Source organism: Kitasatospora sp. Xyl93, assembly GCF_055383135.1.
The window spans coordinates 4,794,659-4,815,863 of the sequence record NZ_AP029185.1; the positions used below are offsets into that span (position 1 = coordinate 4,794,659).

Below are 21,205 nucleotides of genomic sequence, written 5' to 3' on the forward strand. Positions count from 1 at the left end.
GGAGCAAGTAGTGTCAGCCAGCACGAACTTCGAAAGCTTGGAACACGCCCATCTGAGGAAGATGGTGTCCAGCACGGACCCGGCGACGGTCCTCAGCCGCGGCACCCAGCTGCAGTCGGCCGGCCGGGTGCTGAAGGAACTGAGCACGGCGCTCAAGTCGCATGTCGGCAACGTGACCTGGGAAGGTCCGGCTGCCGAGAGCTTCAAGACCTGGGTGAACAACCTGCAGCAGTCGGCGCAGATCATCGGCGAGCACGCCACGACCGCGGGCAACGCGATGCACCAGGCCGGCGAGGCGCTCAGCACCGCCAAGGTCGCCGTGCCGGAGCCTCCGCAGACGGAGATCCAGACGGTCAACAAGCACAACAGCCAGTCGAACCTGCTCAGCATCCCCCAGCTCGCCGTCGGCCAGACCGCCGACCAGTACATGAAGTCGGTCAACCCCAACTGGGTGACCGCGGCGGAATACAGCCAGGCCAAGGCGAAGGTCGAGAAGGAGCACCAGGAAGCCGTTCTCCAGATGGAGAAGCTGGCGCAGGCGTACAACGCGGCGACGACCACGCTGAACGGGATTCCCTCGGACGTGGTGCTGCCGGGGACGCCTGGTGCGAACAACCGGAACGACTCCTCGGACTACCAGGGCGGAGGTTCCGGGAGCACGGGCGGTTCTGGAGGGTCGGTTCGCTCGCCGCGGTTGAGTGGTGGAAGCGGCGGCGGTTCCAGCCCGTCCGGCGGCGGAAGCTACGGCGGCGGGACGGTCCTACCCCGTGACCCGGGCTCGGGTGGCTCCAGCCCGTCCGGGCCGGGCCGCACCACGCCCCCGCCGCACACCGGCGGAGGCCAGCTGCCGCCCGCGCCGCAGGACCCGGGGGCCTCGATCCCGCCGTCCTACCCGTCGGATCCGGTCAACCGTCCCGGCACCGACATCAACAGCCTGCCCACCCTGCCGACCCAGACCGGTCCGTACGGCCCCGGCGGCGGCCAGCTGCCGACGGACGGGCCGACCGGCCTTCCCGGCTACCCGACCGGGCCGACCGGCCCGGGTGGCGGACCCGGCCTCCCCAACAACGGTCCGTCCATGAGCTTCCCGGTCGGACCGGGCGGCGGAACCCTCCCGAACAAGGGCGGCGGCCAGGTCCAGCCGCGCACGACGCCGTTCAGCGGCACTCCGGGGCAGGCGAAGAGCGGCACCCCGGGTCTTCCCAGTGGGACGGTCTTCGGCAACCGCGAGGCGGGGCCGGGCGGAGGCCGGACCGGTGGGCCCGGCATGGGCGGCATGCACCCGGGTATGGGTGGCGCCCACGGTGGTGCGGTCGGCGCCGGCGGCGGCTCACGTGGCCGGGGCCTGTCCTCGACCACCGGCGGGACGGTCGGCGGTCGCAAGGGACCGACCGCCGGCGGGGAGTTCACGCCCGGCGGTACCGGTCTGCGCAACCGCGCGGCGGGAGCCGGCGAGGGCGGCGCCCAGTCCAGGCAGAACGGCATGATGGCCCCCGGAGCGGCGGGCCACGGCGGCCGCAACGAGCGCGACCGCCGCAAGCGGGCCGACTATCTGCACGAGGACGACGAGACCTGGACCAGCGGTACGCCGCACAGCAACCCGGACGTGATTGAGTAGGACGGCAACGACTGCCCGGCCACTGGGCATCCCCAGTGGCCGGGCAGTCCTGTTCGGGGCACGCGTCGACGAGAGATTGACGAGGAGTTGTGATGGGGCGGACGAGCGCGCGAGCGCGTTGGCGGGCTGCTGCTGCGGCACTTCTGGCGGCGGGAATCGTGGTCGGCCCGGTCGCAACACCCGCGCTCGCCGGTGGCCCGATCCGTGACGATCAGTGGCATCTGGACGCCATGCATGCCCCGGAGATGTGGAACATTTCCAAAGGAGAGAACGTCACTGTTGCCGTGATCGACGATGGCTTCAAGCTGGACCACCCGGATCTGGTCGGCCAGTTTCTTCCGGGCAAGGATTTCAGTGGTAGCCCGGGTGGCGTCGGATCCTATGCGGACGGCCACGGCACACAGATGGCCAGCCTCATTGCGGGGACCGGGAAATCGGATGGCGGCAAGGGAGCTTACGGCCTTGCGCCCCGCGCCAAGGTCCTGCCCTTGAAGATCGCCAATGGATCCGAGCATGCAGTGGTTTCGGCTGACTTCCTGGACCAGATCGGGCAAGCGGTGACGTATGCGGTCGAGCAGGGCGCCAAGGTCATCAACATTTCGCAGGGAACCGCCGCCGTCACGACTTCTCCGGCTGATGTGGAGAAGCTGAACAGGATCTTGGCATGGGCCCGGGGAAAGGGCTCGCTGGTGGTCTCCAGTGTCGGAAACTCCGGCGACAAGGGGAATGTCGTCGAATACCCGGGAGCCCTGCCCAATGTTGTCGGAGTGGGATCCTCGGATCGGAACGGTACGGTCACCGCTGAATCCGAGCGTGGACCGCAGGTTGCTCTTGTCGCTCCCGGTGTGGACATGATCGAGGCCTGCACGGGTCCGACCGGGTACTGCAAGAGTCATGGCACGTCGGATGCGACCGCCTTGGTTTCCGCCTCGGCGGCTTTGGTGTGGTCGTTGCATCCGGATTGGACGGCGAATCAGGTCCTGCGGGTACTCCTCAATACCGCTGGGAAGGCGAATGACGGCGCTGGCCGCAACGACCTCATCGGTTACGGTGCGGTGCGGCCGCGTATTGCCTTGACGGAACCGGGGGACCCCGGTCCTGCGAACGTGTCGCCGCTGCCGGCCGACGTGGCTGTGCCGTCTGCGGCCCCGTCGCCTTCGGCGAGCGCGTCCGCCCCGGTGTCGGCGGTGCCGAGTCCGGTTGGGAGCGCCACCGATGTGGCCGTTGGCGCGCCGACGGCGCAGCCCCAGGCGGAGAAGTCGTCGGGTTCGGGCAGCACGCTGCCGGTTGTGGCGGGTGTGGTGGTCGGGCTGGTGCTGGTGGCCGGCGTGGTGGTCGCCGTGATGCGGCGCCGACGGAAGCCTGCCGCGCAGCCGCAGGCTGCGGTGGCGGCCCAGGTGCCGCCTCTGCCGACGCAACAGCCGGCGGGGACGGTGCCCCCGCCCCCGCCGTCGTTCCAGCCGCCGGTGCCGCCCGTGCCGCCGGAGGACAATCCGTACGCGAGGTAGTCGCGGACGCGACGTGGTCGACGCATGCGAGGGCGCCAGGGGGACCTGGCGCCCTCGCGCGTGTCGGGGGCGTGGGGTGGCGGGTGTGCGCCGCGGTCACTCGGGTGGGGGCTGGTCGGGGCCGGGTGGGGGTCGTGAGGGTTGGCGGTATGGATGCGGAGGGTGCTTGGCGGGTCGGGCAGGTGCGGCGGGCGGCGGCCGCGGCGCTGATCGGGACGGCGATCGAGTTCTACGACTTCTTCCTTTACGGGACGGCGGCCGCGTTGGTGTTCGGGCCGGTGTTCTTTCCCGGGCTGGGCACCGTGGGGGCGCTGTTGGCGGCGTTCTCGGTGTACGCGGTGGCGTTCCTGGCCCGCCCGGTGGGGGCGGTGGTGTTCGGGCACTTCGGGGACCGGGTGGGGCGCAGGACGACGCTGGTGGTGTCGCTGCTGCTGATGGGGCTGGCGACGGCGGCGGTGGGGCTGCTGCCGGGGTTCGCGGTGTGGGGGTGGTGGGCGCCGGGGGTGCTGGTGGTGCTGCGGGTGTGTCAGGGCGTCGGGTTGGGCGGGGAGTGGGGCGGAGCGGCGCTGCTGATCGCGGAGAACGCCCCGGCCGGGCGGCGGGGGCGGTACGGGGGGTTTCTGCAGCTGGGGCCGACGATCGGGTTCGCGCTGGCGAACGGGGTGTTCCTGGCGCTGCAACTCGGCCTGGACGAAGGGGCGTTCCGTGCGTGGGGTTGGCGGGTGCCGTTCCTGGCCTCGTTGGTCATGGTCGCGGTGGGACTGTTCGTGCGCCTGCGGCTCGAGGAGTCGCCGCTGTTCCGGGCGGAGGAGCGGCGGGAGCGGCTGCCGGTGCTGGAGGTGCTGCGCGGGCACTGGCGCCCGGTGCTGGCGGGGGGCGGGGCGATCACCGTGGGGTACGCGCTGTTCTACCTGACCACGACGTACGCGCTGGCGTACGCGACGGCCGGGCTCGGGGTGGCGAGCACGCTGGTGCTGTCGATGCTGCTGGTCGGCGCGGTGGGGATGGCGGCGACGGTGTGGCTGAGCGCCTCGCGCAGTGACCGCTGGGGGCGGCGGCGGACCCTGCGGTGGGCGACGGGCCTGGCCGCGGTCTGGTCGCTGGTGCTGTTCCCGCTGCTGGAGACGGTGAGCCGGCCGCTGATGTTCGTCGGGCTGGCGGGAGCGATGGTGGTGCTGGGCGGCATGTTCGGGCCGCTGGCGGCGTTCCTGCCGGAGCTGTTCCCGACCCGGGTGCGCTACACGGGCGCGGCGCTGACGTACAACCTGGGCGGGGTGGTCGGCGGGGCGACGACGCCGCTGGTGGCGACCCGGCTGACCGGGGCGTACGGGACGGCGCAGCCGGTGGGCTGGTACCTGGCGGCGCTGGGGGTGCTGGCCCTGGGGTGCCTGCGGCTGCTGCCGGAGAACACCGGCGCGGAGCTCGGGGCGGTGGACGGTTCGCCGGACGGCGGCTGCCGCCGGATGCCCAGGTGGGGGGCGGATCCGGCGGCGTAGCGGTGCGGCGTACGGAGGTGGCCGAGCCGCCCCGCGGGGGCCGGGAGCGCCGGCGCGGGGCGGAGCGGAGGCCGATTTCCCTTCCGGGCCCGGGGCCGTGTAATGTCTTCCTTGTTCGAGCGGCTCGGAGAAACACCGGGCAAGCGAGCAAGCCCCTATAGCTCAGTCGGTAGAGCGTCTCCATGGTAAGGAGAAGGTCTGCGGTTCGATTCCGCATGGGGGCTCCACTGGAAGACCCCCGCCTCACGGCGGGGGTCTTTCGCGTTCTCCGGCCGGTTCCGCACCGCCGACACGCCACGGCCTAGCGGGTCGGGTACGGAATGCGCTGTGATGGTGCGTCATCGGCCGCCCGCCCGAGGGGTGCGGGCACGAGCCGAACCCCGACCGGGAGGGCGTCATGGGTGTTCGACTCGTGGTGGTGGACGACCACCGGCTGTTGGCGGAGGCGCTGGCCACCGCACTGCAGCTGCGCGGCCACCGGGTGCTCGCGGTCGGTTCCCCGGCCGGTGTCGCCGCCGACCTGGTGGTCGGACGGCGGCCCGAGGTGTGTCTGCTGGGAGTGGCCGCGCCGGGGGAGTCGGGTGCCTTCGAGGGGCTGCGCCGGATCCGCCGGGAACGCCCCGAGGTGGCGGTGATCGTGCTCGGCCCGGTGGGTGAACTGCGCGGGGTGGCGGGGGCGTTCGCGGCCGGAGCGGCCGGGTACGTGCCCAGCGACGAGCGGATCGAGGTGGTCGAGCGGGCCATCGGACGGGCGCGCGCGGGCGAGGCCGCGGTCGCGGTGGACGTCCTGCGCGGCGCCTTCGACCAACTGCTGCGCCCGGTGGCCGAACCCGACGACGAGGCCGTCCGGCTGCTGCGGTTGCTGACCCGCCGTGAGGTGCAGGTGCTGGCCCGGATCGCGGACGGTGAGGACACCGCGGCGATCGCCGCGGGGATGCGGATCGCCGCCAGCACCGCCCGGACGCACGTCCAGCGGGTGCTGATGAAGCTCGGCGCGCGGACCCGGCTGGAGGCGGCCGCGGTGGCGGCCCGCACCGGCCTGCTGGAACGGATGGCCGGCGGCTGAGGAGTCGGCGGGAAGGCCGGAAGCCGCCGTCCGGGTGGTGCGGAGGACCCCGGTGGGATTGGGAGAATGACCCCGGTCGTACGCATTCCGTCGACGGCTTCCGCCCGCCCGGGCGGACCGTCGTTCGCTGGAGGTCGCAACATGAGTAAGTACCTGGTCACGGGTGGCGCCGGCTACGTCGGCGGTGTGGTCGCCGCCCACCTGCTGGAGGCGGGGCACCAGGTGACCGTCCTGGACGATCTCTCCACCGGCTTCCGCGAGGGCGTCCCGGCCGGTGCCGAGTTCGTCGAGGGCCGGATCCAGGAGGCCGACAAGGTGCTGGACGGCTCCTTCGACGGCGTGCTGCACTTCGCCGCCTCCTCGCAGGTCGGCGAGTCGGTCGCGGACCCGGAGAAGTACTGGCGCAACAACGTGGCCGGCTCGCTGGAGCTGATCAGCGCGATGCGCGCGGCCGGCGTGCGCAAGCTGGTGTTCTCCTCCACCGCCGCGACCTACGGCGAGCCGGAGGCCGTGCCGATCGCCGAGACCGCCCGCACCGCGCCGACCAACACCTACGGCGCCACCAAGCTCGCGGTGGACCACCTGATCACCGGTGAGGCCGTCGCGCACGGCCTGGCCGCCGTCTCGCTGCGCTACTTCAACGTGGCGGGCGCGTACGGTGCGTACGGCGAGCGGCACGACCCCGAGTCGCACCTGATCCCGCTGGTCTTCCAGGCCGCTCTGGGGCAGCGCCCGCACATCGCGGTGTACGGCGACGACTACCCGACGCCGGACGGCACCTGCATCCGCGACTACATCCACGTCGCCGACCTGGCCGAGGCGCACCTGCTGGCGCTGGACGCGGCCCAGCCGGGCGAGCACCTGATCTGCAACCTGGGCAACGGCAGCGGCTTCTCGGTGCACGAGGTGATCGAGGCGGTCAAGCGCGTCACGGGCCGGGAGATCCCGGTGCGGGTCGAAGGCCGCCGGGCCGGCGACCCCGCGGTGCTGGTGGCCTCGGCCGCCCGCGCCCACGAGGTGCTGGGCTGGACTCCGCGCCGCGCCGACCTGGACGAGATCGTCGCCGACGCCTGGAAGTTCACCCTGGCGAAGAACGGCCAGTGAGCGACGGTGCGGTGAGCGACGGCGCGGTGAGCGACGCCCCCGGAGCGGCCGCCGTTGAGCAACGGCCCTTCGGCGCAGGCCGGTTGGAGCATGAGCGGCCCCTGCCGCCGCGGGCGCCGCCCCCGGGGATCCCGGGAACGGCGCCCCTCGGCGGCCGCTCGACGGTTCAAGTCCGGTCGGCAGCAGGCCTCCTGGCGAAACTTCACCGAATCGCCACGAGCGCGTTTGCCGCCCCGTAGGCTGAGTGCGGTACCGGTGGGGGCCGGCGCCCGTTCGGCCTCATCGGCCACCGGTGGGCGGGCGGAACGGCTGGTCCGGAACGCGGACGCCGGGCCGGTCCCCGTCCCCGGGCTCGGGCGGTGTGAGCAGGGGGAGGGACGATGGGGCGGATTCGCGTCCTGGTGGTCGACGACCACCGGATCTTCGCCGAGGCACTGGCCGCGGCGCTGGCCGCCGAGCCGGACGTGGAGGTGGGGGCGGCCGGCAGTGCCGCCGCCGCCGAGCGGGCCTTGGAACGGGCGGCCGGCGAGGGCCGGGCCTACGACGTGGCGCTGATCGACGCCGACCTCGGCGTCGAGGCGTCCGGCGCGGCAGGAGCTCTCGGCGCGGCCGGAACGATCGGAGCGGCCGGGGCAGCCGGAGTGATCGGAACGGCCGGTACGGCCGGGTTACCCGGTGGCTCCGGAGCGGCCGCTCCGCACGCCCGCCGCCGGCCCGGTGCGGAGCCCCCCGAGGAGGCCCGGCGCGGCCGCGCCGCCCCGCCGGTGCCGCAGCCGCGCCGCCCGGCCGTACCGGCGGGGGTGCCGGTCCCGCCGACGGGCGGGCTGCCGCCCGGCGCCCGGTCCGCGGCGGACCCGCTGCGCGGCGACCAGTTCAGACCCGCCGCCCCGCCGCCCGACGGCATCACCCTGCTGGCCCGGCTCCGCCGCGCCCACCCGGGGCTGCGCGCCGTCGTCCTGGCCGCCGCCGACGACCCGCACCGCGCGGCCCGCGCCCTGCACGCGGGCGCCACCGGCTGGGTGGCCAAGGAGAGTTCGCTGGCCCGGCTGCTCGCGGTGGTCCGGGGAGTGCTGCGGGACGAGACCCACCTGCCGCCCGCGCTGCTCACCGGGGTGATCCGTGAGCTCACCACCGCCCGGCGGGACCGCACCGAGAGCGAGCGGCTGGTGGACACCCTGACCCCGCGGGAGAAGCAGATCCTGCGCTGCATGGTCGCGGGCCTCGGCCGGCAGGCCGTCGCGGAGCGGCTCTACCTGTCGCCGCACACCGTCCGGACGCACATGCAGAACGTGCTGGGCAAGCTCGGGGTGCACTCCACGCTGGCGGCCGTCGCGGTCGCCCGCCGGGCCGGGGTCAGCCCCGCCGAGCCCGCCGTGCCCCCGCCGCCCTCGGCGGTCGGCACCGTCGACCGTCCCTGAGGACGGGGTCGCCGGCCCAGGGGCAGTCGTCAGTCCGGGGCTTTCGTCAGTCCGGGACCGTCGTCAGCCCGGGATGTTGTCGAACGGGGCGACCAGCAGCCGCAGCAGCGCGGCGAGTTCGGTCTGCTGGCCGGAGGTGAGCTGGGCGAGCAGTTCGCGCTCGTGCGCGAGCAGCCCGGCGAGCGCCTGGTCGGCGCGGTCGCGGCCGTCGTCGGTGAGCCGGACCAGCACGCCGCGCCGGTCGTCCGGGTCGGGCAGGCGCTTGACCAGGCCCTTGCCGGTGAGCCGGTCGATCCGGTTGGTCATGGTGCCGGAGGTGACCAGGGTCTGGGTGAGCAGCTGGCCGGGGGAGAGCTGGTACGGGGAGCCGGCCCGCCGAAGGGCGGTCAGGACGTCGAACTCCCACGGCTCCAGGCCGTGCTCGGCGAAGGCGGCGCGGCGGGCGCGGTCGAGGTGCCGGGCGAGCCGGCTGACCCGGCTGAGCACCTCCAGCGGCTCCACGTCGAGGTCGGGGCGCTCCCGGCGCCACGCTGCGACCAGCCTGTCGACCTCGTCCTCCATGACGATCAGTGTATCGGTGGATGTGTCGATGTGAAGTCTCTTGACATCGAGAAATGTGCCAGCGAGGCTACCGGGAGATATCTTGATGTCGAGATAGCTGCGAGGTGAACCATGACCACCCCCGTCTGGGACCCGGCGCAGTACCTGCGCTTCGCCGACGAACGCACCCGCCCGCTGCGCGACCTGCTCGCCCGCGTCCCCGCCCTCCCGCACCCCGGCGCCGAAGTGGTCCTGGACATCGGCTGCGGCCCCGGCAACTCCACCGCCGTGCTGCGCGAGCGCTGGCCGCGGGCCCGCCTCACCGGCGTCGACAACTCCGCCCCGATGCTGGCCACCGCCCGCACCGAGGGCGAACCCGACGCCGAGTACCTGCTCGCCGACGCCCGCGACTACGACCCGGCGCCGGCCCGGCCCGACCTGATCGTCTCCAACGCCACCCTCCAGTGGGTGGACGGGCACCTGGCGCTGCTGCCGCGCTGGGCGGACGCCCTCGAACCCGGCGGGGTGCTCGCCTTCCAGGTGCCGGGCAACTTCGACGCCCCCAGCCACACCCTGCTCGCCGACCTGCGCGGCAGCGCCCGCTGGCGGGACGCGCTCGGCGGAGACGGCGTCCGGGCCGGCGTCCACCCGCCCGAGCGCTACCTCGACGCCCTGGCCGCCGCCGGCTGCCTCCCGGACGTCTGGGAGACCACCTACCTGACCCTGCTGCCGGGGCCGGACCCGGTCCTGGAGTGGGTCAAGGGCACCGCGCTGCGCCCGGTCCTCACCCGGCTCACCGACCCGGCCGACCGGGCCGACTTCCTCGCCGAGTACGGGCGGCTGCTGCGCGAGGCCTACCCGGCCGGGCCGCACGGGACGGTGTTCCCGTTCCGTCGGATCTTCGCGGTGGGGACCAGGCGGTCGGCGGGGACCAGGCAGTCGGGCTGAGCCGGCCGGGCCGATCGGGCGGCTCCCGATGGGCCGGGCCGAGCAGCCCCGGCCGGTCAGCCCGTGCGGTCGCCGACCAGCTTCGGGTGCCGCTCCAGGCCCTCCAGCCCGTGCCAGGCGAGGTTCACCAGGTGCGCCGCCACCGTCGCCTTGTCCGGCTTGCGGACCTCCAGCCACCACTGCCCGGTCAGCGCGACCATCCCGACCAGCATCTGCGAGTACATCGGGGCCAGCCGGGCGTCGAAGCCGCGGGACTTGAACTCCAGGCCCAGGATGTCCTCGACCTGCGTGGCGATGTCGCTGATCAGCGACGCGAAGGTGCCGGTCGACTGGGCCACCGGCGAGTCCCGGACCAGGATCCGGAAGCCGTCCGTCGAGGTGTCGATGTAGTCCATCAGCGCGAAGGCGGCCTGCTCCAGCAGCTCGCGCGAGTGCCCGCCGGTCAGCGCCCCGGTCACCATGTCCAGCAGCAGCTGCATCTCGCGGTCGACGACCACCGCGTACAGCCCCTCCTTGCCGCCGAAGTGCTCGTACACCACGGGCTTCGACACCCCGGCGCGCTCGGCGATCTCCTCCACCGAGGTGCCGTCGTAGCCGCGCTCGGCGAAGACCGTCCGGCCGATCTCCAGCAGCTGCTCGCGCCGCTGCTTGCCGGTCATCCGGACCCGGCCGCCCCGGCGGCGCGGGGCCGGGGCCGGGCCGCCGCCGGTACTCCGGTCCGGACCTGCGTCGCCGGTGCCGGCTGCCGGTGCAGCGGCCCGCGGACGGGCGGGCGCCGTGGCGGGCGCCGCGTCCGTCCGCGTGCTGTGGTGACCGCCTGTGCTGTCTGCGCTGCTCCCGTTCACCCCTACATCATGCTGGAAGCGCCGCCTCATGCGGCGCGGCGGGCGGCGATCCGCTGCGCGTCCGGCCAGCGCACGTCCCGCACCCAGCCGGCCAGCTCGAACCAGCGGATCAGCCGGGCCGAGGAGTCGATCTGCCCGCGCAGCACCCCGTGCCGGGCCGCGGTCGGGTCGGCGTGGTGCAGGTTGTGCCAGGACTCCCCGCAGGAGAGCACGGCGAGCCACCAGACGTTGCCGGAGCGGTCCCGGGAGCGGAACGGGCGCCGGCCGACGGCGTGGCAGATCGAGTTGATCGACCAGGTGACGTGGTGCAGCAGCGCCACCCGGACCAGCGAACCCCAGAAGAAGGCGGACAGCGCGCCCTCCCAGGACAGGCTCACCAGGCCGCCGACCAGCGCGGGCAGCAGCAGCGAGATGGTGGTCCAGAGCCAGAACAGCCGGGAGATCCGCCTCATGGCCGGGTCGCGGACCAGGTCGGGGGCGTACTTGGCCTGCGAGGTCTGCTCCTCGTCGAACATCCAGCCCATGTGGGCCCACCACAGGCCCTTCATCAGCGCCGGGACGCTCTCCCCGTAGCGCCACGGCGAGTGCGGGTCGCCGTCCTTGTCGCTGAACCGGTGGTGCTTGCGGTGGTCGGCCACCCAGCGCACCAGCGGGCCCTCGACCGCGAGGCTCCCGACGACCGCGAGGGCCAGCCGCATCGGGCGGTTCGCCTTGAACGCGCCGTGGGTGAAGTAGCGGTGGTAGCCGATGGTGATGCCGTGGCAGGTGAGGAAGTACATGGCGACGGTGATCGCGAGGTCCGTCCAGCCCAGCCCCCACCCCCAGGCCACCGGGACGGCGGCCACCAGGGCGGCGAACGGCACCAGGATGAACAGCGAGAGCGCGAGCCGTTCGGCCAGGCCCTGCTTCTCCCCGCCACGGGTGGCGGACAGCTGGGTGGCTGCGTCGGTCTCGGTGGGCCCAGCGGCCTCGGCGGTCCCGTCGGAATCGGCGGCCTCGGCGGTCCCGTCGGGACAGTCGGAATCGGTGGAGTCGGAGTCGGAGTCGGGAGACGGAGTGCGGGACGCGGCGTTCCCCGCGCGCGCCTCGCCTGCCTGGATGGTCATGGGCGTCCCTAATGCGACGTCCCGGAACGGGACAGAAGCGGAGCTACGTTGGCGTAACCTACGGCATCGTAGGTTGCGCTTCGTGTCCAGGGGAACACTCCGCCGCGCGGCGCTCGAGTGAATTCACCCGACTGGATGGATGAACCGGGGGCCGGGCGGGTTCGGTCGCCGGGGACGGAAACGGGCCCGTGGATCGGTGCAAGTCGATACCCACGGCAGGGCCCACTCGGGTAGGGTCTGACACGACTGTCCGCCGTGGTGTAATGGCAGCACAGGGCCCTTTGGAGGCCTTTGTCTGGGTTCGAATCCTAGCGGCGGAGCCTCTGCACGCCTCGGGTTCGGGCGTTTTCCACCGCGCCGGTATTGTCGGTGCTGCTCGGCGGACTGTGCGAATGGCGACCGGCCTGGGTCCGGGCCGGGCCTGCTCTGCCCTCTCTGTGAACCTACCGAGGAGCCTCCCCGCATGGGTGCCAATTCGCTTGCCGCCGTTGTCGTGCTCGCCGCCGGTGGCGGGACCCGGATGAAGTCGAACAAGCTGCCCAAGGTGCTGCACGAGGTGTGCGGGCGCTCGCTGGTGGGTCACGCGGTCTCGGCGGCCCGGGAACTGACTCCGGACCAGCTGGTCGTGGTGGTCGGCCACCAGCGCGAGCAGGTCGTGGCGCACCTGGCGGAGCACTACCCGGCCACCCGCACCGCGGTGCAGGAGCAGCAGAACGGCACCGGCCACGCGGTGCGCACCGCGCTGGAGTCGCTGACCGCCGACGGCGTGGTGCTGGACGGCACCGTCATCGTCACCGCCGGCGACTCGCCGCTGCTGACCGGGGAGACCCTGCGCCGGCTGGCCGACGCGCACACCGCCCAGCAGAACGGCGTCACCGTGCTGACCGCCGTCGTCCCCGAGCCCTTCGGCTACGGCCGCATCCTGCGGGACGAGGACGGCACCGTCGCCGCGATCGTCGAGGAGCGGGACGCCAGCGCCACCCAGCGCGCGATCACCGAGATCAACTCCGGCGTCTTCGCCTTCGACGCCAAGCTGCTCGCCGAGGCGCTGGCCGAGCTCACCACGGACAACTCGCAGGGCGAGGAGTACCTGACCGACACCCTGGAGATCCTGCGCAAGGCGGGCCACCGGGTCGGCGCCGTGGTGGCCGAGGACCACCGGGACATCCTGGGCATCAACGACCGGGTCCAGCTGGCGCAGGCCCGCCGGCTGCTGAACGACCGCCTGCTGGAGCGGGCGATGCGCGAGGGCGTCACCGTGGTGGACCCGGCGACCACCTGGTTCGACGTGCAGGTCAGCTACGAGCCGGACGCCGTGGTGCTGCCGAACACCCAGCTCCAGGGCGCCACGCACCTGGGCGAGGGCTGCGAGGTGGGCCCGAACTCGACCCTCAGGGACACCCTGGTCGGCGCCGGCGCCCGGGTGAGCAACACCACGGCCGACCGCGCCGAGGTGGGCGAGCTGGCCACCGCCGGCCCGTACGCCTACCTGCGGCCGGGCGCCAAGCTGGCCCGCAAGGCGAAGGTCGGCACCTACGTCGAGGTGAAGAACTCCGAGCTGGGCGAGGGCGCCAAGGTGCCGCACCTGTCCTACATCGGCGACGCCACGATCGGCGAGGGGACCAACGTCGGCGCGGCCTCGGTCACCGTGAACTACGACGGCGTGAACAAGCACCGCACGGTCATCGGCGCGCACTGCCGTACCGGTTCGGACAACATGTTCATCGCCCCGGTCACCATCGGTGACGGCGCCTACACCGCCGCCGGCTCGGTGGTCACCAGCGACGTCCCGGCCGGGGCGCTCGGTGTGAGCCGGGCCACGCAGCGCAACATCGAGGGCTGGGTCGAGCGCAAGCGCCCCGGGACGGCATCCGCGCAGGCCGCGAAGGCGGCGGTGGACGGGGCCGAGCAGGCCTGAGCGGGCGGGCCGGAGCCCGAGGGCCGGTCCCGAGGCGGACGGTTTCTGCGCGGGCGCGTAACCTTGGGGACATACGTGCGCCACTGGGCTTACCGCCCGTGTCCAGGCGTACCGACATTCCCCCGACCCCGTACCGCGCGTGGGCCTCGCCTGCCCGCACCGGGTCGAGGGTTCAGCGTCCGCAACGCGAGGAGACGGTGCAGTGAGCGGGATCACGACGTCGGGTGAGAAGAAGCTGAAGCTCTTCTCCGGCCGTGCCCACCCGGAGCTGGCGAAGGAGGTGGCCGAGGCGCTCGGGACCGAGCTGGTCCCCACCAAGGCCCTGGACTTCGCCAACGGCGAGATCTACGTCCGCTTCCTGGAGTCCGCGCGCGGTGCGGACTGCTTCGTGATGCAGAGCCACACGGCTCCCATCAACCAGTGGATCATGGAGCAGCTGATCATGATCGATGCTCTGAAGCGGGCCTCCGCCAAGAGCATCACCGCGATCCTGCCGTTCTACGGCTACGCCCGTCAGGACAAGAAGCACCTCGGCCGCGAGCCCATCTCGGCCCGCCTGATCGCCGACCTGCTGCGCCAGGCCGGTGCCGACCGCCTGATGGCCGTGGACCTGCACACCGCGCAGATCCAGGGCTTCTTCGACGGCCCGGTGGACCACCTGTTCGCGCTGCCGCTGCTGGCCGACTACATCGGCGGGAAGGTCGACCGCTCGAAGCTGACCGTCGTCTCGCCGGACGCCGGCCGCGTGAAGGTCGCCGACCAGTGGTGCGACCGGCTGGACGCCCCGCTGGCGATCATCCACAAGCGCCGCGACATCACCCAGGCCAACACCATCCTGTCGGCCGACGTCGTCGGTGACGTCAAGGGCCGGGTCTGCGTGCTGGTCGACGACATGATCGACACCGCCGGCACGATCTGCGCCGCGGCCGACGCGCTGTTCGACAACGGCGCCGCGGACGTCGTGGTGGCGGCCACCCACGGTGTGCTCTCCGGCCCGGCCGCGGACCGGCTGAAGAACTCGCGGGTCAGCGAGTTCGTGTTCACCAACACGCTGCCCACCCCGGCCTCGCTCCAGCTGGACAAGATCACCACGCTGTCCATCGCCCCGTCGATCGCCGCCGCGATCCGCGAGGTCTTCGAGGAGGGCTCGGTGACCAGCCTCTTCGAGGGCGTGCACTGACGAAGCCCGCGCAGGCGGCCCCGGTCCGGACGGACCGGGGCCGCCGCCGATTTCGCGAGAGGCCGCCCGTGCGGTTAGACTCGTGAAACTGCTCGGCGAGGGATGCCGTGCGCCCGCTCGCCGGGTGCCCGCTCCGTGATCGACGCGCTGCCGGTGCCGGATCAACGTCCGCCCGGCAGGCCGTTGCCGCCGAGTGACCCCCGAACGTACTGAGGGTGTGGTCCCGGCGGTTTTTCGCGTTGCCTGCACCCCCGCGCCATTTCCACGAGGAGTGCAGTCGTGTCCGAGATCCGTCTTGCCGCTGAGACCCGTACCGAGTTCGGCAAGGGTGCCGCCCGTCGCGCCCGCCGCGCCGGCTTCGTCCCCGGTGTCGTCTACGGCCACGGCCACGCCCCGGTTCACCTGAACCTGCCCGGCCACGACCTGATGATGGCCCTGAAGACCCCGAACGCCCTGCTGGTCGTTCCGATCGAGGGCAAGGACGAGTACGTCCTGCCGAAGGCCGTCCAGCGCGAGGCCATCAAGCGCACCATCGAGCACGTCGACCTGCTGCTGGTCAAGCGCGGCGAGACCGTCACCGTCGAGATCCCGGTCCACACCGAGGGCGAGCTCGCCCCGGGCGGCAACCTGCTGGAGCACGTCCTGCAGGCCCTGCCGGTCGAGGCCGAGGCCACCCACCTGCCCGAGGCCGTCACCGTCTCGGTCGAGGGCCTGGAGGCCGGTGCCTCGATCACCGCCGGCGACATCGAGCTGCCCAAGGGCACCTCGCTGGCCGTCACGGCCGACACCGTCGTGCTGCAGGTCATCGGCGCCCAGGCCTCGCAGGCCGACGCCGACGCCGAGGCCGCCGAGGCCGCCGCCGAGGCCTGAGCCTCGCACCGCTAGTTGAGGCCGCTGCCCCGGTCGCTCCCGTCGGAGCGCCCGGGGCAGCGGTGTGTCCGGGATGATGACGACAAGCGCGAAGGCGAGGAGCTGAGGAATGGCTGAGGACTACGACGGCCCCTGGCTGGTGGTGGGCCTGGGCAACCCGGGGGAGCAGTACGCCCGGAACCGGCACAACATCGGCTTCATGGTGGTGGACCTGCTGGCGCAGCGGATGGGCGCCAGGTTCAAGGCGCACAAGAGCCGGGCGCAGGTGGCCGAGGGGCGGCTGGCGGGCAGGCGGGTGGTGCTGGCCAAGCCGATGTCCTTCATGAACCTCTCCGGCGGGCCGGTGACGGCGCTGCGGGACTTCTACAAGGCGCCGACCTCGGCGCTGGTCGCGGTCCACGACGAGCTGGACATCGACTACGCGGCGCTGCGGCTGAAGCTGGGCGGCGGGGACAACGGCCACAACGGGCTGAAGTCGATCACCAAGTCGCTCGGCCCGGACTACTACCGGGTGCGCTGCGGGATCGGCCGTCCGCCGGGCCGGATGGAGGTCGCGGACTTCGTGCTGAAGGACTTCTCCTCGGCCGAGCGCAAGGAGCTGGAGTGGTTCGTGGACCGCTCGGCGGACGCGGTGGAGGCGCTGCTGTCCGAGGGGCTGGAGCGGGCTCAGGGGACGTACAACTCCTGACCGGCTGACCGCTCGTCAGGACCGGGCACGGGTACGCAACGGTCGTACAACGCTTGCCCGTCCGCACCTGAATCGGTGTGAGAACCCCGTGCCGGATCGGATAGCGTCGGCCTGGTACGCGAACCAGTCCTGGGGAGTTCTCGATGCGGGGATTGCGTCCGGTCCGCCGAGTGCGGCGGAGCCGGGTGGTCGAGCTGAAGCGGCTCGGACGGCGGGTCGGTACGGCCGGTGCGCTGGGAGCGGCCGGGGTGCTGCTGTCGAGCGGTGCGATGGCGCACGCGGAGCCGGTCGCCGAGTCGGACCCGGCGGTCGCCCCGGAGCCGGCGGCGGCGCAGTTCGGGCCGGTGCTCGGCGACTCGATGGGCCCCGACGCGGGGCTGCTGGCGGTCGGCGGCGGCCTGGTGGTGGCGGCCGGCGGAGCGGCGCTGTGGCTGAAGCGCAGGCGCGCGGGCGACGGCGCGGAGTAGGAACCCGACGGCGAGGGGCCGGTGTCCCGGACACCGGCCCCTCGGTCGTTCCCGGGCCCCGGCCGAGGAGTTCGGCCGGGGGCGGGCGTCAGCCGGTGTTGCGCAGGCCGGCGGCGATGCCGTTGACGGTCAGCAGCAGTGCGCGGGCGCGCAGCGGGTCGTCCTGGCGCCCGGCCGAGAGCTCCTCGCGCTGGCGGCGCAGCAGCGCGACCTGGAGGTAGGAGATCGGGTCGAGGTAGGCGTCGCGGACGGCGAAGGTCTGCTTCAACACCGGGTTGTGCTCCAGCAGTTCGCTCTCGCCGGTGAGCCGGAGCACCTCGCGCAGGGTGAGCGCGTGCTCGGCCTTGATCTGGTCGAAGACGTGGTGCAGCTCGCCGGGCACCAGCTGCTCGACGTAGTGGGCGGCGATCCGCAGGTCGGTCTTGGCCAGCGTCATGGCGACGTTGGACAGGAAGTTGCGGAAGAAGTGCCACTCGCCGTACATCTCGTCCAGCACGCCGCCCAGGCCCGCCGCGCGGGCGGCGGCGAGGCCGGAGCCGACGCCGTACCAACCGGGGACGATCTGCCGGGACTGGGTCCAGCCGAACACCCACGGGATGGCCCGCAGGCCGTCCAGGCCGGCGCCGGAGTCGGGGCGGCGGGACGGGCGGGAGCCCAGGTGCAGCGAGGCGAGCTGGTCGACCGGCGTGGAGGCGAAGAAGTACTTCGGCAGGTCCTCCTGCTCGACCAGGGCGCGGTAGGAGGTGTGGGCGGCCTCGGAGACCTGGTCCATCGCGGCGTCCCAGCGGGCCAGCGACTCGGGGGCCTGGCGCGGGGCGGTGTGCAGCGCGGAGGCGGAGAGCGTGGCGGAGAGGGTCAGCTCCAGGTTCTCCCGGGCCAGCGAGGGGAGCAGGTACTTGTCGGAGATGACCTCGCCCTGCTCGGTGACCTTGATCTCGCCCTCCAGGGTGCCCCAGGGCTGGGCCAGGATGGCCTCGTGCGAGGGGCCGCCGCCGCGGCCGACGGTGCCGCCGCGGCCGTGGAACAGGCGCAGCCGGATGCCGTAGCGGTGGGCGACGTCGCGCAGTCGGCGCTGGGCGCGGTGGATCTCCCACTGGGAGGTGGTGATGCCGCCGAACTTGGAGGAGTCGGAGTAGCCGAGCATGACCTCCTGGACGTCGCCGCGCAGCGAGACGAGCAGGCGGTAGGACGGATCGGAGAGCATCTCGTCGAGGATGCGGTCGGCCTGCTGGAGCTCGTCGGTGGTCTCCAGCAGCGGCACGATGCCGATCTTGGCGATGCCGGCGTGCAGGTCGATCAGGCCGGCCTCGCGGGCCAGCACGGTGGCGGCGAAGACGTCGTCGGCGCCCTGGCACATGGAGATGATGTAGCTCTCGACGATCTCGTCGCCGAAGCGCTCGAAGCCCCCGCGGATGGTGTTGAACACGCCGAGGGTCTTGGTGCCGGCCTCGTCCAGCGGGGCCGGGGTGGGGGCGAGCGGGCGGCGCGAGCGGAGTTCCTTGGCGAGCAGCTTCTGCCGGTACTCGCGGGGCATGTCGGCGTAGCGCCAGGCCTCCTCGCCGAGCCGGTCGAAGAGCTGGCCGAGGGCGTGGTGGTGGGCCTCGGCGTGCTCGCGCACGTCCATGGTGGCGAGCTGCAGCCCGAAGGCCTCGACGGTGCGGATGGCGCGGGCGAGGCGGCCGTCGGCGATCAGCTCGCCGCGGTGGGCGCGCAGCGAGTCCTGGATCAGCCGCAGGTCGGCGATCAGCTCGCGGGTGCCGAGGTAGTCGCGGCCCGCGACGTGCGGGGTGCCGCCGGCCAGCCGCTCGCGGGTGTTCTCCAGCTTGAGCCGGATGCAGGTGGCCTTGAGGCGGTAGGGCTCCTCGGCGTTCATCCGCTTGTAGCGCGGGCTGAGTTCGGGGAGCAGGTGCAGGTCGGTGTTGAGCGAGGCGAGCAGCTCGACCGAGGCGCCGGCCAGCCGCTCGGAGGTGGAGAGCGTGTTGCGCAGGTCGTCGATCGCGGCGAGCGCGTCCTTGATGCCGTACTCGTGCTGGAGGTTGAGGACGTCCCAGGTGACCTGCGGGGTGACGTTGGGGTTGCCGTCGCGGTCGCCGCCGATCCAGGTGCCGAAGGTGAGCGGCCGTACGCCGTCGGGCAGGTTCAGGCCGACCCGGGCGAGCTCCTCGTGCAGCTCCTCCAGGACCTCGGGGACGGCCTCGCGGTAGAGCTCGTCCAGGTAGTAGACGGCGTTGCGGGCCTCGTCGGTGGGCTCGGGGCGGGCGATGCGCAGCTCGTCGGTCTGCCAGAGCAGGTCGATGACCTCGGCCAGGCGGCGGTCGGCGGAGCGCTTGGCGCTGCTGGTGCGGGCCTGGTCGGCGGCGGCCAGGCCGGAGGTGACCTCGTCGCGGTGGATGCGGTCGAGGAGTTCGCCGATCCGGCGCAGCTTGTTGAGGACGCTGCGGCGGGCGGCCTCGGTGGGGTGCGCGGTGAAGACCGGGCGGACCGCGAGGTGGGCCAGGGTGTCCCGGAGGTGCTTGGGGTCGGCCTCGGCGAGCTGGTCGGCGGTCTGCGCGAGCAGCGAGCCCTCCCGGGCGCGGCGGGTGGCGAACTCGCGGCCGCGGTGCACCTGCTCGGTGACGTTGGCGAGGTGGAAGTAGGTGGAGAACGCCCGGACCAGCTTGGCGGCGGTGTCCAGGTCGATGTCGGAGAGGAGTTCGGCGGTGGCCTCGCCGTCGGTGCGGCTCAGCAGGCGGACCTGTTCGACCAGGCCCAGCAGCTGGGGGCCCTCCTGGCGGACCAGCGTCTCGCCGAGCAGGTCGCCGAGACGGCGGATGTCCGCACGCAGGGCGGCGTTGTCGGCGGTGACGGGCGTGGGGTTGTCCGCCGGGGTGGGGACCGGAGCGGTCACGGCTGGCTCCCTGTGGTGGTGGGGTTCGGCAACGGCTCATCGTCACAGGTCCACACGCGTGTGGCGGGTGTGACGCGTGCGGACCGCGCTGTCCGACGCGACCAGCATAGGTGTCGGGGCGGGCGGTGTCCGAGAGGTGGCCGGATGGCGGACAGGCCTGCCGAAAACCACCTGTGGTCTGGACCACTTGGCGGCTTCGGGGGGTGTACCGGGCAATCCCGGTGGGGAGGGGAGCGGGTTGCCGCTTACGCTGTGGGGCATGAGCAAGTCGCCTGGGGAGCGCGTGCCGGTCCGGTCGTTCTGGTGGTGGAAGCGGCCGCGCAGCGCTTTCCTGGACATCGGGCTGGGCCTGCTCGCCGCGGTGGAGTGCGCGACCAGCACGATCGCCTTCCTCTCCGCCCGGATCCACGTCACCACCGCGGGAGCGGTCGGCATAGCCGTGCTCGGCACGCTGGCCGGCGGCTCGCTGGTGGTGCGCCGGCGCTGGCCGGCCGTCCCCGTGCTGGTGACGCTGCTGGTGATGCCCGGAATGCTGGGCGTGGTGCTGCTGGTGGTGGCGCTGTACACGCTGGCCTCGACCTGGGAGTGGCCCTCGCGCCGCCGCCGGGTGGTGGCGCTGTCCGCGCTGGCCTTCGCCGAGGCGGCCGCCGTGATGGCGGTGTCGCTGATGACGCCCGAGGACTCGCCGGTGGACCCGCCGCCGCTGTGGGGTCAGATCCTGCTGTCGCTGCTGGTGTCGGTCGGGCTGACCGTCGCCCCGGTGGTGACCGGGCTGTACGTCGGCGCGCGGCGGCGGCTGATCGACTCGCTCAAGGACCGCGCGCACGGCCTGGAGACCGAGCTGGACCTGCTGGCCGAGCAGGCGCAGGAGCGCGCCCGCCGGGCCCGGCTGGAGGAGCGCACCCGGATCGCCCGGGAGATGCACGACGTGGTGGCGCACCGGGTGTCGCTGATGGTGGTGCACGCGGGGGCGCTGGAGCGGATAGCCGGCAAGGACCCGGCCAAGGCGGCGCAGAGCGCCAAGCTGATGGGCGAGGTGGGCCGGCAGGCGCTGAACGAACTGCGCGAGATCCTCGGGGTGCTGCGGATGGACGACGAGCGGCAGCCGGAGCCGGACTCGCTGGCCGGGCTGCCGCGGCTGGTGGACCAGTCCAGGGCGGCCGGGATGGCGGTCACCCTGACCGTCAGCGGCAGCCGGCAGGAGTTCAGCGGCGAGGCCGAGCAGACCGCCTACCGGGTCGTCCAGGAGGGCCTGACCAACGCGCACAAGCACGCCGGGGGCGCCCAGGTGTCCGTCCTGCTCTCGTACGCGCCCAACGGGGTGCGGGTGGCCGTGGTGAACGCCTGCCCGGGCGGCGAGGACGGCGCGGCGAAGCTGCCCAGCGGGGGCAACGGGCTGGTCGGGATGCGGGAGCGGGTGATCGCGCTGGGCGGCACCTTCTCCTCCGGACCGGAGGCGGACGGGGGCTTCCGGGTCGAGGCAGTGCTGCCGTCCCGGCTGGCGGTGCGGGCCGAGCGGCTGCGCTGAGCCGTCCTCAGCGCCCTT

The 21,205-nt window shown here is 73.0% G+C and carries 17 protein-coding genes and 2 tRNA genes; 15 read left to right on the forward strand and 4 right to left on the reverse strand.

All coding sequences use genetic code 11. From position 1 onward, the window contains the following. Positions 1–61: 61 nt before the first annotated feature. The 7 genes from ACZ5GH_RS21520 (at position 62) to ACZ5GH_RS21550 (ending at position 8,210) form a co-directional block, all read left to right on the forward strand. The gene (locus ACZ5GH_RS21520; RefSeq protein ID WP_464335047.1) at positions 62–1,618 is read left to right on the forward strand and encodes a WXG100 family type VII secretion target; all 1,557 of its coding nucleotides are present in this window, start codon (positions 62–64) and stop codon (positions 1,616–1,618) included. Positions 1,619–1,710: 92 nt separating this feature from the next. Further along, positions 1,711–3,126, forward strand: coding sequence for a type VII secretion-associated serine protease mycosin (gene mycP / locus ACZ5GH_RS21525; protein WP_464335048.1), 1,416 nt, complete (start codon positions 1,711–1,713; stop codon positions 3,124–3,126). Positions 3,127–3,275: 149 nt separating this feature from the next. Beyond that, positions 3,276–4,622: an MFS transporter gene (locus ACZ5GH_RS21530; RefSeq protein ID WP_387749522.1), complete on the forward strand. Its 1,347-nt coding sequence runs from the start codon at positions 3,276–3,278 to the stop codon at positions 4,620–4,622. Positions 4,623–4,773: 151 nt separating this feature from the next. Further along, a tRNA-Thr gene (locus ACZ5GH_RS21535) sits at positions 4,774–4,849 on the forward strand. A 170-nt stretch (positions 4,850–5,019) separates the two neighbouring features. Continuing rightward, positions 5,020–5,688 (forward strand): LuxR C-terminal-related transcriptional regulator, encoded by a 669-nt coding sequence (locus ACZ5GH_RS21540; RefSeq protein ID WP_387749525.1) that lies wholly within the window; start codon positions 5,020–5,022, stop codon positions 5,686–5,688. A gap of 141 nt (positions 5,689–5,829) precedes the next feature. After that, positions 5,830–6,792, forward strand: a complete 963-nt coding sequence (galE, locus tag ACZ5GH_RS21545; protein ID WP_464335049.1) for a UDP-glucose 4-epimerase GalE — start codon at positions 5,830–5,832, stop codon at positions 6,790–6,792. A 380-nt stretch (positions 6,793–7,172) separates the two neighbouring features. Next, entirely contained in the window at positions 7,173–8,210 is a 1,038-nt protein-coding gene (locus ACZ5GH_RS21550) for a LuxR C-terminal-related transcriptional regulator (RefSeq protein ID WP_464335050.1), read from the forward strand. A 63-nt stretch (positions 8,211–8,273) separates the two neighbouring features. Here the strand turns inward: ACZ5GH_RS21550 and ACZ5GH_RS21555 are convergent, their stop codons facing one another. Further along, entirely contained in the window at positions 8,274–8,771 is a 498-nt protein-coding gene (locus ACZ5GH_RS21555; RefSeq protein WP_387749532.1) for a MarR family winged helix-turn-helix transcriptional regulator, read from the reverse strand. 111 nt (positions 8,772–8,882) lie between these two features. On the opposite strand from ACZ5GH_RS21555, the gene ACZ5GH_RS21560 reads away from it, so the two are divergent. Beyond that, complete coding sequence (locus tag ACZ5GH_RS21560) at positions 8,883–9,698, forward strand: methyltransferase domain-containing protein (protein ID WP_387749535.1); 816 nt, start codon at positions 8,883–8,885, stop codon at positions 9,696–9,698. A gap of 56 nt (positions 9,699–9,754) precedes the next feature. Here the strand turns inward: ACZ5GH_RS21560 and ACZ5GH_RS21565 are convergent, their stop codons facing one another. Together ACZ5GH_RS21565 and ACZ5GH_RS21570 are read right to left on the reverse strand one after the other, a co-directional pair. After that, positions 9,755–10,357 (reverse strand): TetR/AcrR family transcriptional regulator, encoded by a 603-nt coding sequence (locus ACZ5GH_RS21565; protein WP_387749538.1) that lies wholly within the window; start codon positions 10,355–10,357, stop codon positions 9,755–9,757. A 212-nt stretch (positions 10,358–10,569) separates the two neighbouring features. After that, on the reverse strand, positions 10,570–11,649 hold the full coding sequence (locus tag ACZ5GH_RS21570) for an acyl-CoA desaturase (protein ID WP_387749541.1): 1,080 nt from the start codon (positions 11,647–11,649) through the stop codon (positions 10,570–10,572). Positions 11,650–11,898: 249 nt separating this feature from the next. On the opposite strand from ACZ5GH_RS21570, the gene ACZ5GH_RS21575 reads away from it, so the two are divergent. The 6 genes from ACZ5GH_RS21575 (at position 11,899) to ACZ5GH_RS21600 (ending at position 16,772) form a co-directional block, all read left to right on the forward strand. Next, a tRNA-Gln gene (locus tag ACZ5GH_RS21575) sits at positions 11,899–11,969 on the forward strand. Positions 11,970–12,112: 143 nt separating this feature from the next. Beyond that, positions 12,113–13,567 (forward strand): bifunctional UDP-N-acetylglucosamine diphosphorylase/glucosamine-1-phosphate N-acetyltransferase GlmU, encoded by a 1,455-nt coding sequence (glmU, locus tag ACZ5GH_RS21580; protein ID WP_464335051.1) that lies wholly within the window; start codon positions 12,113–12,115, stop codon positions 13,565–13,567. Positions 13,568–13,769: 202 nt separating this feature from the next. After that, positions 13,770–14,747: a ribose-phosphate diphosphokinase gene (locus ACZ5GH_RS21585; protein ID WP_387749547.1), complete on the forward strand. Its 978-nt coding sequence runs from the start codon at positions 13,770–13,772 to the stop codon at positions 14,745–14,747. A 279-nt stretch (positions 14,748–15,026) separates the two neighbouring features. After that, positions 15,027–15,617 carry a 50S ribosomal protein L25/general stress protein Ctc gene (locus tag ACZ5GH_RS21590; RefSeq protein WP_387749549.1) on the forward strand — a complete coding sequence of 197 codons (591 nt, stop codon included), beginning with the start codon at positions 15,027–15,029 and terminating at the stop codon, positions 15,615–15,617. 109 nt (positions 15,618–15,726) lie between these two features. Beyond that, positions 15,727–16,305 carry an aminoacyl-tRNA hydrolase gene (gene pth, locus ACZ5GH_RS21595; RefSeq protein WP_387749552.1) on the forward strand — a complete coding sequence of 193 codons (579 nt, stop codon included), beginning with the start codon at positions 15,727–15,729 and terminating at the stop codon, positions 16,303–16,305. Positions 16,306–16,490: 185 nt separating this feature from the next. Continuing rightward, positions 16,491–16,772, forward strand: a complete 282-nt coding sequence (locus ACZ5GH_RS21600; protein WP_464335052.1) for a hypothetical protein — start codon at positions 16,491–16,493, stop codon at positions 16,770–16,772. Between the two features lie 88 nt (positions 16,773–16,860). Here ACZ5GH_RS21600 and ppc read toward each other — a convergent pair whose 3' ends face one another. Next, positions 16,861–19,659, reverse strand: coding sequence for a phosphoenolpyruvate carboxylase (gene ppc, locus ACZ5GH_RS21605; RefSeq protein ID WP_387749558.1), 2,799 nt, complete (start codon positions 19,657–19,659; stop codon positions 16,861–16,863). A 259-nt stretch (positions 19,660–19,918) separates the two neighbouring features. On the opposite strand from ppc, the gene ACZ5GH_RS21610 reads away from it, so the two are divergent. After that, on the forward strand, positions 19,919–21,187 hold the full coding sequence (locus ACZ5GH_RS21610; RefSeq protein ID WP_464335053.1) for a sensor histidine kinase: 1,269 nt from the start codon (positions 19,919–19,921) through the stop codon (positions 21,185–21,187). Positions 21,188–21,205: the final 18 nt, after the last annotated feature.

Excerpts from the sequence above, each read along its gene's own strand:
- ACZ5GH_RS21555 (WP_387749532.1), bottom strand. The coding sequence starts at position 8,771 with ATGGAGGACGAGGTCGACAGGCTGGTCGCAGCGTGGCGCCGGGAGCGC.
- galE (WP_464335049.1), top strand. The coding sequence starts at position 5,830 with ATGAGTAAGTACCTGGTCACGGGTGGCGCCGGCTACGTCGGCGGTGTG.
- ACZ5GH_RS21520 (WP_464335047.1), top strand. The coding sequence starts at position 62 with ATGGTGTCCAGCACGGACCCGGCGACGGTCCTCAGCCGCGGCACCCAG.
- mycP (WP_464335048.1), top strand. The coding sequence starts at position 1,711 with ATGGGGCGGACGAGCGCGCGAGCGCGTTGGCGGGCTGCTGCTGCGGCA.
- ACZ5GH_RS21565 (WP_387749538.1), bottom strand. The coding sequence starts at position 10,357 with ATGACCGGCAAGCAGCGGCGCGAGCAGCTGCTGGAGATCGGCCGGACG.
- ACZ5GH_RS21550 (WP_464335050.1), top strand. The coding sequence starts at position 7,173 with ATGGGGCGGATTCGCGTCCTGGTGGTCGACGACCACCGGATCTTCGCC.
- glmU (WP_464335051.1), top strand. The coding sequence starts at position 12,113 with ATGGGTGCCAATTCGCTTGCCGCCGTTGTCGTGCTCGCCGCCGGTGGC.
- ACZ5GH_RS21540 (WP_387749525.1), top strand. The coding sequence starts at position 5,020 with ATGGGTGTTCGACTCGTGGTGGTGGACGACCACCGGCTGTTGGCGGAG.
- ACZ5GH_RS21530 (WP_387749522.1), top strand. The coding sequence starts at position 3,276 with ATGGATGCGGAGGGTGCTTGGCGGGTCGGGCAGGTGCGGCGGGCGGCG.
- pth (WP_387749552.1), top strand. The coding sequence starts at position 15,727 with ATGGCTGAGGACTACGACGGCCCCTGGCTGGTGGTGGGCCTGGGCAAC.
- ACZ5GH_RS21610 (WP_464335053.1), top strand. The coding sequence starts at position 19,919 with ATGAGCAAGTCGCCTGGGGAGCGCGTGCCGGTCCGGTCGTTCTGGTGG.
- ACZ5GH_RS21560 (WP_387749535.1), top strand. The coding sequence starts at position 8,883 with ATGACCACCCCCGTCTGGGACCCGGCGCAGTACCTGCGCTTCGCCGAC.
- ACZ5GH_RS21570 (WP_387749541.1), bottom strand. The coding sequence starts at position 11,649 with ATGACCATCCAGGCAGGCGAGGCGCGCGCGGGGAACGCCGCGTCCCGC.